The sequence below is a fragment of the Bradyrhizobium sp. 159 genome, from assembly GCF_023073795.1.
In the GTDB taxonomy this organism is placed as follows: domain Bacteria; phylum Pseudomonadota; class Alphaproteobacteria; order Rhizobiales; family Xanthobacteraceae; genus Bradyrhizobium.
In genome coordinates this window covers 1-16,203 of record NZ_JADPKE010000053.1, presented here as the reverse complement: position 1 = coordinate 16,203, position 16,203 = coordinate 1, and the positions used below count along the sequence as shown (strand labels likewise).

Annotated in this window: 11 protein-coding genes and 1 pseudogene; 5 read left to right on the top strand and 7 right to left on the bottom strand. The window is 65.0% G+C overall.

Annotated elements, in window-relative coordinates; genetic code table 11:
* Nucleotides 1-97 precede the first annotated feature (97 nt).
* Nucleotides 98-838 carry a 3-deoxy-manno-octulosonate cytidylyltransferase gene (locus IVA96_RS14055; RefSeq protein WP_247277852.1) on the top strand — a complete coding sequence of 247 codons (741 nt, stop codon included), beginning with the start codon at nt 98-100 and terminating at the stop codon, nt 836-838.
* Nucleotides 839-859: 21 nt separating this feature from the next.
* On the top strand, nt 860-1,717 hold the full coding sequence (locus tag IVA96_RS14050) for a prephenate dehydratase (RefSeq protein ID WP_247277853.1): 858 nt from the start codon (nt 860-862) through the stop codon (nt 1,715-1,717).
* A gap of 92 nt (nt 1,718-1,809) precedes the next feature.
* On the opposite strand, the gene IVA96_RS14045 is transcribed toward IVA96_RS14050, so the two are convergent.
* On the bottom strand, nt 1,810-2,826 hold the full coding sequence (locus IVA96_RS14045) for an LLM class flavin-dependent oxidoreductase (RefSeq protein ID WP_247277854.1): 1,017 nt from the start codon (nt 2,824-2,826) through the stop codon (nt 1,810-1,812).
* A gap of 375 nt (nt 2,827-3,201) precedes the next feature.
* Here IVA96_RS14045 and metF point away from each other — a divergent pair, with 375 nt between their 5' ends.
* Together metF and metH are read left to right on the top strand one after the other, a co-directional pair.
* Nucleotides 3,202-4,122 (top strand): methylenetetrahydrofolate reductase [NAD(P)H], encoded by a 921-nt coding sequence (gene metF, locus IVA96_RS14040; RefSeq protein ID WP_247277855.1) that lies wholly within the window; start codon nt 3,202-3,204, stop codon nt 4,120-4,122.
* Between the two features lie 6 nt (nt 4,123-4,128).
* A complete protein-coding gene (gene metH / locus IVA96_RS14035; protein ID WP_247417888.1) occupies nt 4,129-7,986 on the top strand; it encodes a methionine synthase in 3,858 nt (1,285 codons plus the stop codon).
* Between the two features lie 519 nt (nt 7,987-8,505).
* Here the strand turns inward: metH and IVA96_RS14030 are convergent.
* A complete protein-coding gene (locus IVA96_RS14030) occupies nt 8,506-9,135 on the bottom strand; it encodes a glutathione S-transferase family protein (RefSeq protein ID WP_247417883.1) in 630 nt (209 codons plus the stop codon).
* A 142-nt stretch (nt 9,136-9,277) separates the two neighbouring features.
* Entirely contained in the window at nt 9,278-9,580 is a 303-nt protein-coding gene (locus IVA96_RS14025) for a winged helix-turn-helix domain-containing protein (protein ID WP_247277858.1), read from the bottom strand.
* Between the two features lie 63 nt (nt 9,581-9,643).
* On the opposite strand from IVA96_RS14025, the gene IVA96_RS14020 reads away from it, so the two are divergent.
* Nucleotides 9,644-10,591, top strand: coding sequence for a threonine/serine dehydratase (locus IVA96_RS14020; RefSeq protein ID WP_247277859.1), 948 nt, complete (start codon nt 9,644-9,646; stop codon nt 10,589-10,591).
* Nucleotides 10,592-10,774: 183 nt separating this feature from the next.
* Here the strand turns inward: IVA96_RS14020 and IVA96_RS14015 are convergent, their stop codons facing one another.
* From IVA96_RS14015 to IVA96_RS14000, 4 genes and pseudogenes are all read right to left on the bottom strand, one after another.
* Entirely contained in the window at nt 10,775-11,368 is a 594-nt protein-coding gene (locus tag IVA96_RS14015) for a GNAT family N-acetyltransferase (protein WP_247277860.1), read from the bottom strand.
* Nucleotides 11,365-13,811 (bottom strand): annotated as a pseudogene (locus IVA96_RS14010) (penicillin acylase family protein). The gene IVA96_RS14015 and the pseudogene IVA96_RS14010 overlap by 4 nt, the downstream one beginning before the upstream one ends.
* Before the next feature lie 53 nt (nt 13,812-13,864).
* Nucleotides 13,865-15,370 (bottom strand): glycerol kinase GlpK, encoded by a 1,506-nt coding sequence (glpK, locus tag IVA96_RS14005; RefSeq protein ID WP_247277862.1) that lies wholly within the window; start codon nt 15,368-15,370, stop codon nt 13,865-13,867.
* A 301-nt stretch (nt 15,371-15,671) separates the two neighbouring features.
* Nucleotides 15,672-16,064 carry an endonuclease domain-containing protein gene (locus tag IVA96_RS14000; protein ID WP_247277863.1) on the bottom strand — a complete coding sequence of 131 codons (393 nt, stop codon included), beginning with the start codon at nt 16,062-16,064 and terminating at the stop codon, nt 15,672-15,674.
* Nucleotides 16,065-16,203 lie beyond the last annotated feature (139 nt).

The window sequence follows — 16,203 nt, the reverse complement described above, 5'->3', positions numbered from 1 at the left end:
CCCGGGTCTGGCAACCCGTATAAGCGACCGGGCTTTCAGCCCGTCCCCATGCCATTTCTCGGCGCGGAAAGCGCTCCGTTTCCAGGCCCTTGACCCAATGATCGATCCCCGCATCCTGGTGCTGATCCCGGCCCGCATGGCCGCCACCCGCCTGCCCGGCAAGCCGCTCGCCGATATCGCGGGCCAGCCGATGATCGTGCACGTGCTGCGCCGCGCCGAGGCCGCTGCAATCGGCCGGGTCGCGGTCGCAACCGACACGGCGGAGATCGCCTCGGTCGTCACAGCCCATGGCGGTGAGGCGGTGATGACCCGCCCGGACCATCCCTCGGGCTCGGACCGCATCCACGAGGCCATGCAGAAGCTCGATCCGGACGGCAAGGCCGAGATCGTGATCAATCTCCAGGGCGATTTCCCGACCATCACGCCGCAGACCATCCGCGAGGTGCTGCCACCCTTTACCGAGCCTGCCGTCGATATCGTGACGCTGGCCTCGCAGATCCACACCGAGGAGGAGGATCTCGCCCCGAGCGTCGTGAAGGCGGTAGGCTCGCCGATCGGGCCGCGGCGGCTGCGGGCGCTCTATTTTACCCGTGCCACGGCTCCCTACGGCGACGGACCGCGTTACCACCATATCGGACTCTACGCGTACCGCCGCGCGGCGCTGGATCGATTCGTGTCGCTGCCACGGTCTCCCCTGGAAGTTCAGGAAAATCTTGAGCAACTCCGGGCGGTGGAAGCCGGCATGCGCATCGACATCATGGTCGTCGACAGCGTGCCCCGTGGCGTGGACACGCCGCCCGACCTCGAAACCGCGCGCAGCATCCTTTCCAAATCCTGAGCCGCTGTTACAAGACCGACCATGAGCAAGCTGAAAGTCGCATTCCAGGGCGAGCCTGGGGCCAATTCCCACATCGCCATCGTCGAGGCCTATCCTGAGGCAGAGCCGATGCCCTGCGCCACCTTCGAGGACGCGCTGTCAGCGATCTCGTCCGGCGAGGCCGATCTCGGCATGATCCCGATCGAGAATTCGGTCGCGGGCCGCGTCGCTGACATCCATCACCTGCTGCCGGCCTCCGGCCTCTTCATCATCGGCGAATGGTTTCTGCCCGTTCGACATCAGCTGATGGCGGTGAAGGGTACCAAGCTCGATGACGTCAAGAGCGTGGAGAGCCATGTCCACGCACTCGGCCAGTGCCGGCGCATCATCCGCAAGCTCGGCATCAAGCCAATCGTGCACGCGGACACTGCCGGCAGCGCCCGCGACATTTCCGAGCGCAAGGACAAGACCGTCGCCGCGATCGCCTCGCGCCTGGCCGCGAAAATTTACGGCCTCGACATCCTCGCCGAGGACATCGAGGACGAGGCCCACAACACCACGCGCTTCGTGGTGCTGGCGCGCGAGCCGAAATGGGCAGCCCAAGGCTCGGGCCCGCTGGTCACGACGTTCGTCTTCCGGGTGCGCAATTTGCCGGCCGCGCTCTACAAGGCGCTCGGCGGCTTTGCCACCAACGGCGTCAACATGACCAAGCTCGAAAGCTACATGGTCGACGGCAATTTCTTCGCCACGCAGTTCTATGCCGACGTCGACGGACATCCCGACGACAAGGGCCTCGCCTTTGCCATCGAGGAGCTGAAATTCTTCTCGCGCGAATTCCGCATTGTCGGCGTGTATCCGGGGCATCCGTTCCGCGCGACGTTCAACGAGGCGCAGGATTGATAACTGTCGTTCCGGGACACGCGAAGCGTGAACCCGGAACCTCGAGATTCCGGGTTCGATGCTTCGCATCGCCCCGGAATGACGGTGAGTGACTAGGACGCCTGCTTCGCCAGCCCGAACGCCTCCGCCAGCAGCGAATATGATTTCTTCCGCGCCTCGTGGTCATACACGGCGGTGATCACCATCAGCTCGTCCGGCTTGCTCGCATAGATCAGCGGCTGAAGCTTCTTCTGCACGGTTGCCGGGCTGCCGACGAACAGGCGCGAGCGGTTGCGGAGGATCGAGATGCGCTCGGCGTCCGTGTAGGGATAGGCCAGCGCCTCCTCGATACTCGGCAGCGGAAGATATTGACCGCGGTCGCGGCGAAGGCGGTTGAGGTCGAAGGAGCTGGCGAGCCTTTCGGCCTCCTCATCTGTGTCGGCCACGATGGCCGCGACCGCGAGGATCGCATGCGGGCTGGCGCGCCAGGCGGAGGGCTGGAAGCGGTTGCGGTAATGCACCATCGCATCGATCGCGTCGTGGGAAGCGAAATGATGGGCGAAGGCGAAGCCCATGCCGACCTGCGCGGCGAGCTCCGAGGAATAATCGCTCGAGCCGAGCAGCCAGATCGGCGGCAGGGCGGTGTCGTCAGGCATGGCGACGACGCTGTTGTAAGGGTGGCCCGAGGGGAATTCGCGGGTCTCCCACAAGATCAGTTCGTGCAGCCGCTCAAGAAAATCGTCGCCCTCGCGGCGGTCGAGCCGGCTGCGCAGCGCGTAGGCGGTAGCGCCGTCGGTGCCCGGGGCGCGGCCGAGACCGAGGTCGATACGTCCGGGAAACAGCGCCTCCAGCATCTTGAAGCGCTCGGCCACGACCAGCGGCGCGTGGTTGGGCAGCATCACACCGCCGGAGCCGACGCGCAGGTGCTTCGTCACCGCCGCGATCTGCCCGATCATCACGTCGGGCGCGGGGCTCGCGACGGAGGCGAGGTTGTGATGCTCGGCGAGCCAATAGCGGAGATAGCCGAGCCCGTCGACGTGGCGTGCCAGATCGATGCTGTTGCGCAGCGCCGCGGCGGGCTTGGTACCGGTGGTGACGACCGACAGGTCGAGGAGTGAGAGCGGGATCATGGCGCGTTAACGTAACGAAGGGCTGTGCGGCGGCAATGGCAGGCTGCGCAGGCCTGACGTGTAAGGGCTTCGCGGGTACGCTGAGACACCCGATTGGGACAATTGTTACCTCCATGTGCCAAAATTCGGTCTGCCCACCTGCCAAATCGGAACGAAGAAAAGGGCAATATCGACAATAGCACTTTTGTATCAATACATTACGTCTCTGGATGGTTTTTCCCAATGAGATCGCAAACTGCGCCAGAATTCCTTCTAGTCACATCCTTGGTGGGCAATTTCCCATCCCTGATGGGCTGTCGACTAGACCGCCTTTGCCCTATTTTAGGTCTCCGCGAGGTAGACGACCGCCGGCTGAAATTTGGAGTGAATGGTGCCATGACTGACGTGACGACGCCTGGCCAAGCCAACGGGCAAGACGGGCACCTGAAGCGGCCTGCGATCTCCTTCGAGTTTTTTCCGCCCAAGACCGAGGAGATGGAGCGGAATCTCTGGGACACCATCAACCGCCTCGCGCCGCTCGACCCGCAATTCGTCTCGGTGACCTACGGCGCCGGCGGCTCGACCCGCGAGCGCACCCATTCCACCATTTCCCGCATCCTGAAGGAAACCGCGCTGCTGCCGGCGGCGCATCTGACCTGCGTCGGCGCCTCGCGCGGCGAGATCGACGAGATCGTCGACCGCTATCACGAGGTCGGCGTCCGCCACATCGTGGCCTTGCGCGGTGATCCCGTTGGCGGCATCGGCACGCCCTACTTCAGCCATCCCGACGGCTACCAGACGTCCGCCGCACTCGTTGCCGCCATCAAGAAACGGCATTCCGACATCGAAGTGTCCGTATCCGCCTATCCCGAGAAGCACCCCGAGGCGCGCGACTTCGATGCCGACATCGACACGCTGAAGGCCAAGGTCGATGCGGGTGCGTCGCGCGCGATCACCCAGGTGTTCTTCGATAACGACCTCTACTTCCGCTATCTCGACCGCGTCCGCGGCCGCGGCATCAACATCCCGATCGTGCCGGGCATCATGCCCATGCACAATTTCAAGCAGGCTCGTAATTTCGTCACCCGCGCTGGCACCACCGTTCCGGACTGGTTCGCCGCGAAATTCGAGGGCCTCGATGACGACGCCGAGACCCGCAAGCTGGTGGCCGCAACCGTTGCGGCCGGCCAGGTGCAGAAGCTCGCCAAGCACGGCGTAGACACCTTCCATTTCTACACCATGAACCGCGCCGATCTCGTGTTCGCGATCAGCCATTTGCTCGGCATTCGCGCCAAGAGCGCGCAGAAGGCGGCGTAAGACAACATGACCGTAACCATCTCTCCCAAGCGAACTGCCCTGCTCAACGCCGCGCGCGAACGCATCCTCGTGCTCGACGGCGCCATGGGCACGATGATCCAGAACCTCCAGCTCGACGAGGCCGCCTTCCGCGGCGAGCGCTTCAAGAACTTTCACCGCGACCTGCGCGGTAACAACGATCTCTTGATCCTGACCCAGCCGCAGGCGATCGAGGACATCCACGCCGCGTACTTGCGCGCCGGTGCCGACATCGTCGCGACCAACACGTTCTCGACGACCTCGATCGCGCAGGCCGATTACGACCTCGCCGACATCGTCTACGAGATGGCGCGTGAAGGCGCCCGCCTCGCCGGCAATGCGGCAAGGCGCGTCGCGGCCGAGGACGGCAAGCCGCGCTTCGTCGCCGGCGCCATCGGGCCGACCAACCGCACCGCCTCGATTTCGCCCGACGTTTCCAATCCCGGTTACCGCGCCGTCACCTTCGACGATTTGCGAAAATCCTATGGCGAGCAGATCCACGGCCTGATCGACGGCGGCGTCGATCTGCTGCTGGTCGAAACCATCTTCGATACGCTCAACGCGAAGGCGGCGCTCTACGCGATCGCCGAGATCACGGAAGAACTCGGAATCGACATGCCGGTGATGGTATCGGGCACCATTACCGACAAATCCGGCCGCCTGCTCTCCGGACAGATGCCGGAAGGGTTCTGGAATTCGGTGCGCCACGCGAGGCCGATCACCATCGGCTTCAATTGCGCGCTTGGCGCCGAGGACCTGCGCGCGCATATCGCCGATATCGGCCGCGTCGCCGATACGCTCGTGTGTGCCTATCCCAATGCCGGCCTGCCGAACGAGTTCGGCCAGTATGACGAGAGCCCGGAGTACATGGCGCGCCTGATCGGCGAATTTGCCCGTGACGGCCTCGTCAACATCGTCGGCGGCTGCTGCGGTACCACACCGGACCACATTGCAGCGATCGCCGCCGCCGTGGCCACGCACAAGCCGCGCATCGTGCCGGAGATCGCGCCGCGCTTGCGGCTCTCCGGCCTCGAGCCGTTCGTGCTGACGGATGCGATCCCCTTCGTCAATGTCGGTGAGCGCACCAACGTCACAGGATCGGCCCGCTTCCGCAAGCTGATCACCGCCGGCGACTACACTGCCGCGCTGCAGGTCGCGCGCGACCAAGTCGAGAACGGCGCGCAAATTATCGACGTCAACATGGACGAGGGCCTGCTCGATTCCGAGGCGGCGATGGTGACCTTCCTCAACCTCGTCGCCGCCGAGCCCGACATCGCCCGCGTCCCCGTGATGGTCGATTCCTCGAAATTCTCGGTGATCGAGGCCGGCCTGAAATGCGTGCAGGGCAAGCCGGTCGTCAACTCGATCTCGATGAAGGAAGGCGAGGACAAGTTCATTCACGAGGCCAAGATCGCCCGCCGCCACGGCGCGGCCGTGGTCGTCATGGCGTTCGACGAGGTCGGCCAGGCCGACACGTTCGCGCGCAAGACCGAGATCTGCAAGCGCGCCTACGACATCCTCGTCAACCGCGTCGGCTTCCCGCCCGAGGATATCATATTCGATCCCAACATTTTTGCGATCGCGACCGGCATCGAGGAGCACAACAATTACGGCGTCGACTTCATCGAGGCGACGCGCTGGATCCGCCGGAACCTGCCCGGCGCGCACATCTCCGGCGGCGTGTCCAATCTGTCGTTCTCGTTCCGCGGCAACGAGCCGGTGCGCGAAGCCATGCACTCGGTGTTCCTATATCACGCCATCAAGGCCGGCATGGACATGGGCATCGTCAATGCCGGGCAGATGATCGTCTATGACGACATCGATCCGGAGCTGCGCCAGACCTGCGAGGACGTCGTCCTCAATCGCGATCCGGGTGCGTCCGAACGTCTGCTGGCGCTCGCGGAAAAATTCCGCGGCAAGAAGACGGAAAGCAAGGAAGCCGATCTCGCCTGGCGCGAATGGCCGGTGGAGAAGCGGCTGAGCCACGCGCTGGTGCACGGCATCACCGAGTTCATCGAGCAGGATACGGAAGAGGCCCGCAAATTGTCCTCGCGCCCGCTCGACGTGATCGAAGGACCGCTGATGGCCGGCATGAACGTGGTCGGCGACCTCTTTGGCGACGGCAAGATGTTCTTGCCGCAGGTGGTGAAGTCTGCGCGTGTCATGAAACAGGCGGTTGCTTATCTCATGCCGTTCATGGAGGAGGAGAAGGCGCGCAATCTTGCGAACGGCATCGGCACGGAGGGCTCCTCGTCCGCCGGCAAGATCGTGCTCGCGACCGTGAAGGGCGACGTTCACGATATCGGCAAGAACATCGTGGGCATCGTGCTCCAGTGCAACAATTTCGAGGTCATCGATCTTGGCGTGATGGTGCCGGCGGCCAAGATCGTCGAGACCGTGAAGGCGGAGAAGGCGGACATCGTCGGTCTGTCCGGCCTGATCACGCCCTCGCTCGACGAGATGGCATTCTTCGCCGGCGAGTTGCAGCGCGAAGGCCTCAAGCTGCCGCTGCTGATCGGCGGCGCCACCACGAGCCGCGTGCATACCGCGGTGAAGATCGACCCGAGCTATCGCGCCGGCCCGGTCGTGCACGTCAACGACGCCAGCCGCGCCGTCGGCGTGGCCTCCGCGCTGCTCTCGCCGGAGAAGCGCGAGGCCTATGCCGCCGAGGTGCGCGCCGAATACGCCAAGATCTCGGAGGCGCATTTGCGTGCGCAGGCGGACAAGAAGCGGCTGAAGCTGGCGGCTGCCCGCGTCAACCGCGTGCCGGTGGACTTTGCAGCAAACAAGCCGGTGAAGCCGACCTTCCTCGGCATCAAGAGCTTCGACGACTATGACCTCGCCGAGCTCGTCGACTGCATCGACTGGACGCCGTTCTTCCAGACCTGGGAGCTCGCCGGGCGCTTCCCCGCCATTCTCCACGACCCCAAGGTCGGCGAGGTCGCGCGCTCGCTCTACGACGATGCGCGCAAGATGCTCGACACCATCGTGAAGGAGAAATGGTTCCGGGCACGCGCGACGATCGGCTTCTGGCCGGCGAATGCGCAAGGCGACGACATCGTGCTCTATGCCGATGAAAGCCGGACCAAGAGCATGGCGACGCTGCACACGCTGCGCCAGCAGCTCGAAAAGCGCGAGGGCCGCTTCAACGCGGCGCTCGCCGACTTTGTCGCGCCCGTCGGCACCGGCGTGCCCGACTATGTCGGCGGCTTCGTCGTCACCGCTGGCATCGGCGAGGACGCGGTCGCCGATCGTTTCAAGCTGGCGAACGACGACTATTCCTCGATCCTGTGCAAGGCGCTGGCCGACCGCCTGGCCGAAGCCTTCGCCGAGCGCATGCATGCCCGCGTCCGCCGCGAGTTCTGGGCCTATGCGCCGGACGAGGCGCTCTCCAGCGAGGATCTGATCCTCGAAAAATATCAGGGCATTCGCCCCGCGCCCGGCTATCCCGCGCAGCCCGATCACACAGAGAAGGCGACATTGTTCGAACTGCTCGATGCGGAAAACACGGCCGGCGTGAAGTTGACCGAGAGCTTTGCGATGTGGCCGGGCTCGTCCGTCTCAGGGCTCTATTTCGCAAACCCTGCGAGCTATTATTTCGGCGTCGGCAAGATCGAGCGCGACCAGGTTGAGGACTACGCCGCACGCAAGGGCATGAGCGTAGCGGAAGCCGAGCGCTGGCTCGCGCCGGTGCTGAACTACATCCCGTCCCAGCCGGAGGCGGAAAATGCGTTTGCCGCGACGCCCGCGAATGACGAGACGCCGAAGGACCTCGGCTCGCATCCGCCGGGCTGCACCTGCGCGGTGCACCTCGTCTGGCAGAAGAAGCGCGCGGGGGCGGGGTAGGCACCCCTCTAAAACAAAAATGAGAAAACAACCCCATGCACAGTAGCGATGGGGTTGAAAAGGCTGAGCAATTTCGGTGTAGCCGAAGCCGCGTTTGCGACGTCGGGCAAAACAGGCGTAGTATTGCATCATCGGCTGCTGCGGCCGGCTGACACTCACGCCGAGTCAACGCTGTGATTCCGGGGCGCACGCAGCGCGAGCCCGGAAATCCATCGTGCGGCATCTCATGTGGGCAAATGGATTCCGGGCTCGCGCTAAGAGGCGCGCCCCGGAATGACGGAGCTGGGCAGCCCAAACATATAGCCGCCGATCCTCCCCTGGAGGGGTCCGGGACGAGCGTAGCTCGCCCGTGGATCGGTTCGCATGCAGCGCAGCGGAATGCGGACCGAGGTGGGGTGACAGTCTATCCGCGCACGCACTGCCCGTGCGGAGAGATCACCCCACCCCGCTCGCGCTTCGCGCGATCGACCCACGAGCGAGCTTCGCTCGTCTCGGACCCTCCAGGGGAGGGTGACGGCCTCACCCCTTCGGCGGAGCCAAGGGCTGCACGATCTCCTGGAACGGGGAGAGTGCCTCGCAGCGCTCGGCATGCGCCGCGAGGGCCGGATAGCGCGAGGCGTCGAACAGCTGCGGATGCGCTTCGCGGGTGAAGCGGACGACGCAGGCCGCTGCAACATCGGCATGACCGATGCGGTCGCCCAGCCAGTACGGCGTCGTCACCTTGGCGCGCTCGGCCTCGAGCACCTTCAGCACGTCCGCGATTTGTGCTTGGCAGCGCTCGACCCATAGCGCAAGCTGCTCCTTCCGCAGCACGCGCTCGTAGAGCAGGCTCACCGCCTTGTCGCCGAGGCCGGAGGCGAGCGCGCAGATGCGCAAATGGCGCCGCCGCTCGGCGCCACTGCGCGGCAGCATCGCCTTCTCGGGACCAACGAGCTCGTCGAGATAATCCAGGATGATCGTGCTCTCGATCAGCGCCTCGCCGTCGTCGAGCACCAGGGTCGGCACGCGGCGCAGCGGATTGTACGGCGCGATTTCGTCGGCATCGCCGAAGGTCGACCACGGCTTGTGCTCGAAGGCGAGGCCATAAAGCTTCAGCGCCATGGCGACGCGGCGGACGAAGGGGGAATCGTATTGGCCGATCAGGAACATGGTTGTCGCTTTTCTCGATCATTGAACAAGGCAGGGCCGATCAGTCTCCACGACCAGTTCGGTGCGGCGCAACAAAAATCTCGGAAATGGAGCATTGCGCCGGCTGCAACGAAGCGTCAGTCGCACGGTACGGACCGCCCGCTCAAAGGCCGTCCTGAATCGAGCGCTTGATGGCGGCGATCGCCGTCTCGTTGCGCTTGTACATCGTCCACTGCTTGATTCGTTTGGCGCGCACCAGCTTCGCGGCAGTCAGCACCCGCATGTGCTCGCTCAATGTCGGTGCGCTGACGCCGAGCTTTTCGGCGATCAGCAATCCGCAGACGCCGTCCTCGACCAGGTCGCCGTCGGCCTGCTCGCGAAAATGCTTCCGCGGATCCCGCAGCCATTCCAGGATCTGCAGGCGGCGTTCGTTGGCGAGCGCGCGCAAGGCAACGGCAAACTTCATTTAGCCATTTTGCTAATTACCTAATGGATGTCAACGCTCCCTTGCGCTATTCTGGACGGTATCATGACAAAGACCATGGACATCACGCGGGAGCGGATTGCGGCGACCGAGGCGGTCATCCGCCCGCATATCAGGCGCACGCCGCTTCTAAAGGCCGATCTCGCCGATTTCGACCTGCCGGCCGCGCCCGTCACGTTCAAGCTCGAAATGCTGCAGCATTCCGGATCGTTCAAGGCGCGCGGCGCCTTCGCCAATCTGTTGCTGCGCCAGGTGCCGCAGGCGGGTGTCGTCGCCGCATCCGGCGGCAATCACGGCGCGGCGGTCGCCTATGCGGCGCAGCAGCTCGGCATTCCCGCCACGATCTTCGTGCCCGACATCACCTCGCCGGCCAAGGCCGAGCGGATCAGGGGGTACGGCGCCAAGCTGATGATCGCGGGCAGCCGCTACGCCGATGCGCTCGTCGCGAGCGAGGCGCATGTCGCGCAGACCGGCGCGCTGGCCGTCCACGCCTACGACCAGGCGGAAACCCTGCTCGGACAGGGCAGCGTCGGACTGGAGTTGGAGCAGGACGCACCCGACATCGACACGCTGCTGGTGGCGGTCGGCGGCGGCGGGCTGATCGGCGGCATTGCGGCCTGGTACGCCGACAGGACGCGCATCGTCGCGGTCGAACCGGAGCAATCGCCAACCCTGCACGCTGCGTTTGAAGCGGGCGCTCCGGTCGATGCGCCGGCCGGCGGCATCGCCGCCGACAGCCTTGCGCCGCGGCGCGTCGGCGAATTGATGTTTCCGGTGGCGCGGGCTCATGTGGAGCGCGTCATCCTCGTCAGCGACGATGCGATCCGCAAAGCCCAGGCCGCGCTGTGGTCGCACTTGCGCCTCGTGGCCGAGCCCGGCGGCGCGGCCGCCTTTGCCGCGTTGCTCTCCGGCCGCTACCGTCCCTCAGCAGGCGAGCGCATCGCGGTTCTGGTCTGCGGCGCCAACACCACGGCGGTAAAGTTCGACGGCTGAGTGGGAATGATGAGGGGACCACGTGGACTGCCGCGCGTTGCCCTGGGAATTGGAAGAGCGATGACGGCGGCCACACGCCGTCATTGCGAGCGCAGCGAAGCAATCCAGAATCTCTCTGCGGAGACAGTCTGGATTGCTTCGTCGCAACAGCTCCTCGCAATGACGGCGGGGAGACAGCCGCGATTAATCAATGATCGGCACATGCCTCGCCGCCGTGCGCGACACCGTACCATCGAGACGCGGATCGTCCGCCACCTCGATCTGGCGGCGGAAGGCGCGAAAGCCGGACCGCTGGTAGAAGGCAACGGCCGATGGATGGTCGAACGTGCAGGTGTGCACCCAGACGCGGCGGACGTCGCGTGACCACGCAAGCTCCAGCGCGCGGTTCATCAGGAAGCGGGCGGCGCCGGTGCCGATTAGCCTAGCGGTGACGCCGAAATAGGTCAGCTCGCACTGGCCGGGCTCGCGGAAGCCGAGCTCGAGCAGGCCTTCGTCGCTTCCGTCCGCGACCAGGGCGTAGACCTCGATGCCAGGCGCGTGGATGATCGCAGCGAGCTCTGCATCGGTCATGCGGGCTCGTGAGAACCACAACCACTCCTCGCCGACACGGCGGAAGAGGTCGCGGTACCAGGCAAGCGCGGGGGTATCGACCTTGCGCAGGGTCCACGCGCCAGGGGGATCGTCGCGGCGCTCCGGAGGTGCGGTCATCTCCAAATGCGTGACAACCGCCGCGATCTTGCCGGCGGGCACGTCGGAATAGCCGTCCGATATCATCATCGCGGCGTCAGGGTGATGGCTTCTGCGGTAGCGGCTTCGACCGCGGGTTGGCTGTAGAGCAGCGGCACATATTGTCCGGTCGCCCAGAGCGGGTGAGGTCGCGGTAGTGGCCGCTGAACGGATCGCCGGATTGCCCCGGCGTGTTGATGGTGCGGCTCGCGTCCCAATTGCCGACGTCGAGCACCATCCGAAACGAGGCGCCTGAGATGAGCTGGTAGTCCGAGCGGCGATAGGTGGCGGCGCGCGGAACGTTGGCTGCGCCGCCGAAGGCGAGCGGGCCCACCGACATTTGCGCTGCGGTCGCCTTGTCGGCAAGCGGGATCAGCGCGTGGTCGAACTTGGCAACATGCAGGCGGCCCCAGCGCCAGGTCGATGCATCGTCCCCGAGCTTGCCGGCGACGTCGGCAACCGCAGCGCCCAAGCTCTCGCGCAGGATCTGGTCGCGTGCGGCAGCGGGATCGGCGCCGAGCGCGGCATCAGGGGACTCGAGATAGGCGACGATCGCCGAAATGCTGGATGCCTCGGGCGCAATCAAGCCCACCGCCTTGGGCGCCGTGGTCTTCAGCAGCGTGGGGCCGAGATGATTGGCGATCCAGACCTCGAACAATGCGGCGGCGGCACTGTCGGCGGCATCGCGCGCGTCCCATGGCCTCAACAGCTCGAGACCCTTCTTCACATTGGCATCGTCCGAAGTCAGAGGCTGCAGCAGCTTGACGAGGCGCCGCCCCAGCATCGCGGTATCGTCGTTCTGCAAATCCATGGCGTCGGCGAGTGTCACTTTGCTGTTGGCCTGGAGCACCTCGACGATGCGCTGCCAGCGGGCGCTGTCGGCCCATTCGAAGCCGACCTTGCGTTCGCTGATGGGGTAATCAGGCGGAAGGTTCATCTGGTTGGCCGTGGCCAGAAAGCCCTGCTTGGGCTGATAGGCTTTTGGCAGATCGTCGAGCGACAGAAAGCCCTGCCAGTCATAGCGGCCATCGCCCGGCACCGGCATCAGACCGTCATAGTTGACGCGGCGCGGAGTCTTGCCTGCGGCAACCCAGCCGATATTGCCGCGCGTATCGGCATAGACCTGGTTCTCCGAGGGCGCGCCCCAGCGCCGCATCGCCGCGAGAAAGCCGTTCCAGTCCTTCGCGGTCATGTAGTCGGACGAGCCGAAATAGGCGGAAGTGCCGGGCTCGAACCAGATCGAGCGCACCGCGAAGGCGCGCTTGTTGCCCTCGTCGACATGAATCACCGGACCGTGCCGGGTGAACTTCAGCTCGATTTCGCGATCGCCCTCGCCTTTCACCTGCTCGGTCTCGTGGACGATGCGCATGTCCTCCCAACCATTGCCGTAACGGTACTGATTGGGATTTTGCGGATTGAGCTCATAGACGTAGAGGTCTTCCTGGTCGACATTGAAGATGGTGAGGCCAAAGGCGATGGTGCCGTTATGGCCGATCGAAATGCCGGGCAGCGCCGGCTCACCGGCGCCGATCACGGAAAGGCCGGGCGCGTTCAGCCCGACGATATAGCGCAGCGACGGCACGCTGTGCTCGCGATGCGGATCGTTGGCGAGAATCGGGCGTCCGGTCGCGGTGCGCGAAGGCGCGATCACCCAATTGTTGGAGCCGATGGTGTCGCGCTGTTGATCGGCCGCGTCCAGATAGGTGTCGGGATCATGCGCGAGCGCGGCCTGTCGCTCTTTCGGCTGCGGAAAGGCGACCGGGCGCGTCGCAAGGTCATAGGCCGCGAGCACCGCCTTCGGGACGCTACAGGGATCGAGGCCATCGGGGACTTTCGTCGTCCAGGCCGGCTCGAGCTTGACGCGAAACCGATCGGCCTCGAGGCCCGCCGCGCAGGCAACCAGGGAGCGCTTGACCTCCGAAGCGATATTGCGGGTGAGCCCATGGCTGCGAATACGGACGACGTCGTCCGCGGTCCAGGGATCCGGCCTGGTGCCGGCGATCCTGAACTCGATCGGCAGCGGCCGCTTGCCATCGCGAACATCCGCGACATAGGCATTGATGCCGGCAACGAACGCTTCCGCGTAGGTCTTCGCCTTGGGGCCATAGGACGCCCACTCCGCGTTCATGTCGCCGCGATAGAGGAACAGCCGCAGCGCCTTATCCTGCTCCGCATAGGCCGGGCCGAAATCCCTGGCGAGCAGCCCGAGCCCGCGCTTGCGCCAGAGATCGATCTGCCAGAGCCGGTCGCGCGCGGCGTTGAAACCCTGCAGAAAGAACAGGTCGTGCTCGTTACCGGCATAGATGTGCGGAATGCCCCAGACGTCGACCAGGATCCTGGCGGGCGCATTGAGGCCGGCGACATCGGTCTTGACTTGGCGCGCGTTCGAGAGCGGGTTCTCCTTTTCGCGTGCGGTTGCGCCGGAAGCGAGCAGCACGCTGCAGACCGCCGCGGTGCACAGCGCCCGCATGACCCGGTTGATATCCGTGTTCATTGTCGTTTCTCCCGTTGTTGTTATTTGAGCGAGCGACGTGAATCCGCTTACGCTTACCCCTCCCCCTCGTCGCTCGCCAGCACGCCCTTCACCGCTCTTGCCCATCCGGCCAGCTTTCGCTCGCGCGTCGTCTGGCTCATGTTCGGCTTGAAGCGGTGCTCGAGGCGCCAGTTGTCGGCGAATTTTGTCGGCTCGGGATAGACGCCCGCCTGGAGGCCGGCGAGGTAGGCAGCCCCGAGGGCCGTGGTCTCCTGGATCACGGGGCGGTCAACCGGGGCGTCGAGGAGATCGGCGAGGCGCTGCATGGTCCAGTCGGAGGCGGTCATGCCGCCATCGACGCGGAGCACGACGCTCGCCGTTTCCGAGCTCGGCCAGTCCGCGCGCATCGCGGCCCAGAGATCGAAGGTCTGATAGCAGACGCTTTCCAGCGCGGCGTGGGCGAGCTCGGCAGGGCCGGTGTTGCGGGTGAGGCCGAACAAGGCGCCACGGACGCGCGGATTCCAATAGGGGGCGCCCATGCCGACGAAGGCAGGGACGAGATAGACGCTCTGCATGGAATCCGACTGATCGGCGAGCGGGCCGGTTTCGGCGGCATGCTTGATGAGCCCTATACCATCGCGCAGCCATTGCACCGCCGAGCCTGCCACGAAGATCGAGCCTTCCAGCGCGTAGGTGCGCTTGCCGTCGAGCTGATAGGCGACGGTGGTGAGCAGCTTGTTCTTCGACACCACAGGCGTGGTGCCGGTGTTGAGCAGCGCAAAGCAGCCGGTGCCGTAGGTCGACTTCATCATGCCCGGGCGGAAGCAGGCCTGACCGATGGTCGCGGCCTGCTGGTCGCCGGCGATGCCTGATATCGCAATGGGCCCGCCGAACAGGTCGGGCGTGCTCTCGCCGAAGCGGGCGGAAGAGTCCTTGACCTCGGGCAGCATCGAGCGCGGCACGCCGATGATCTCCAAGAGCTCGTCGTCCCACTGGCCGGTGTGGATGTTGAACAGCAGCGTGCGCGAGGCATTGGTGGCGTCGGTGGCATGCACCTTGCCGCCGGTGAGGCGCCAGAGCAGATAGCAATCGATGGTGCCGAACATCAGCTCGCCGCGCGCGGCGCGCGCCCGCGCGCCGGGAACGTGGTCGAGGATCCAGGCCACCTTGGTGCCGGAGAAATAGGGATCGATGATCAGGCCGGTCTTCTGCGAGATCACGGGCTCGCGGCCGTCGGCTTTCAGCTTGGCGCAGATGTCTGCGGTGCGGCGGTCCTGCCAGACGATGGCGCGGTGCACGGCCTGCCCGGTGGCGCGGTCCCACACCACGGTGGTCTCGCGCTGGTTGGTGATGCCGATCGCGGCGATGTCCTTTGCATTGATGCCGGCCTGCGCGATCGCCTCGCGGCACACCATCACCGTCGAAGTCCAGATGTCCTCCGGCTCATGCTCGACCCATCCCGAGGCCGGGAAATGCTGCGGAAACTCGGCCTGCGCCTTCGCCGCGATCGAAATGTCGCTGCGAAACACGATGGCGCGCGAAGAGGTGGTGCCCTGGTCGATGGCGAGGACGAAAGACATGGCGGCTACCTCAGCGTTTTCTTGGCGTTTCCCTGGAGGGATCATTGTGTCGCGGCAAGAAAACGGGATTGCCGGCAAGAGGTCAAGATTGGTCTCCGCTTACCCTCCCCTGGAGGGGGAGGGTCGATCGCGCGAAGCGCGAGCGGGGTGGGGTGAAGCCGCAACGGCGGTCTCACATTCCTTTCAGAAAGGATCTTTTACACGCGTTCCGAAGCACCGCGTTCGCGGATGGTCTGCCACCCCACCCCGCCGCGCATTGCATGCGCAGCGACCCTCCAGGGGAGGGTCAGAGAAGGCGCGACTATGAGCGGCGATGTTTCAGTGGTTGTGTCTCCGTCTCGCGCGATCCGTACAGCTCGATGTAGATGCGTTCGCGCACGGCCATCAGATCGCTGGCGATCTCCGAATTCCAGAAGCGGACGACGCGGTAGCCCTCGCGCTCGAGCCAGCGTTGGCGATCGAGGTCGCATGCGGCCACCTCCTCTTGGCTATGGTGTCCGCCGTCCAGTTCGATGATGAGGCGCTTGGCTGGGCAGAAGAAATCGACGACGTAGGGGCCGATCGGCGCTTGGCGGCGGAAGTGCGAGCCGTGCATCGGGAGGTCTTTGAGGACGCGCCACAGCATCCGCTCGTGCAGCGTGGTGTTGGCTCTCAGTTTCTTCGCGGCGGCGCGTCGGATCGATGTTGAGACCATTTGTGTGGCTTCATCCCACCCCGCTGCGCATTGCATGCGCTGAGCAACCGGCGACATGGGTAACAGTTCAAACCGACGACATGGGTAACACAATTCTCGTTTCGTTCAGGCCTGCTGTTGTTGGGGCTGTGGACCCTGG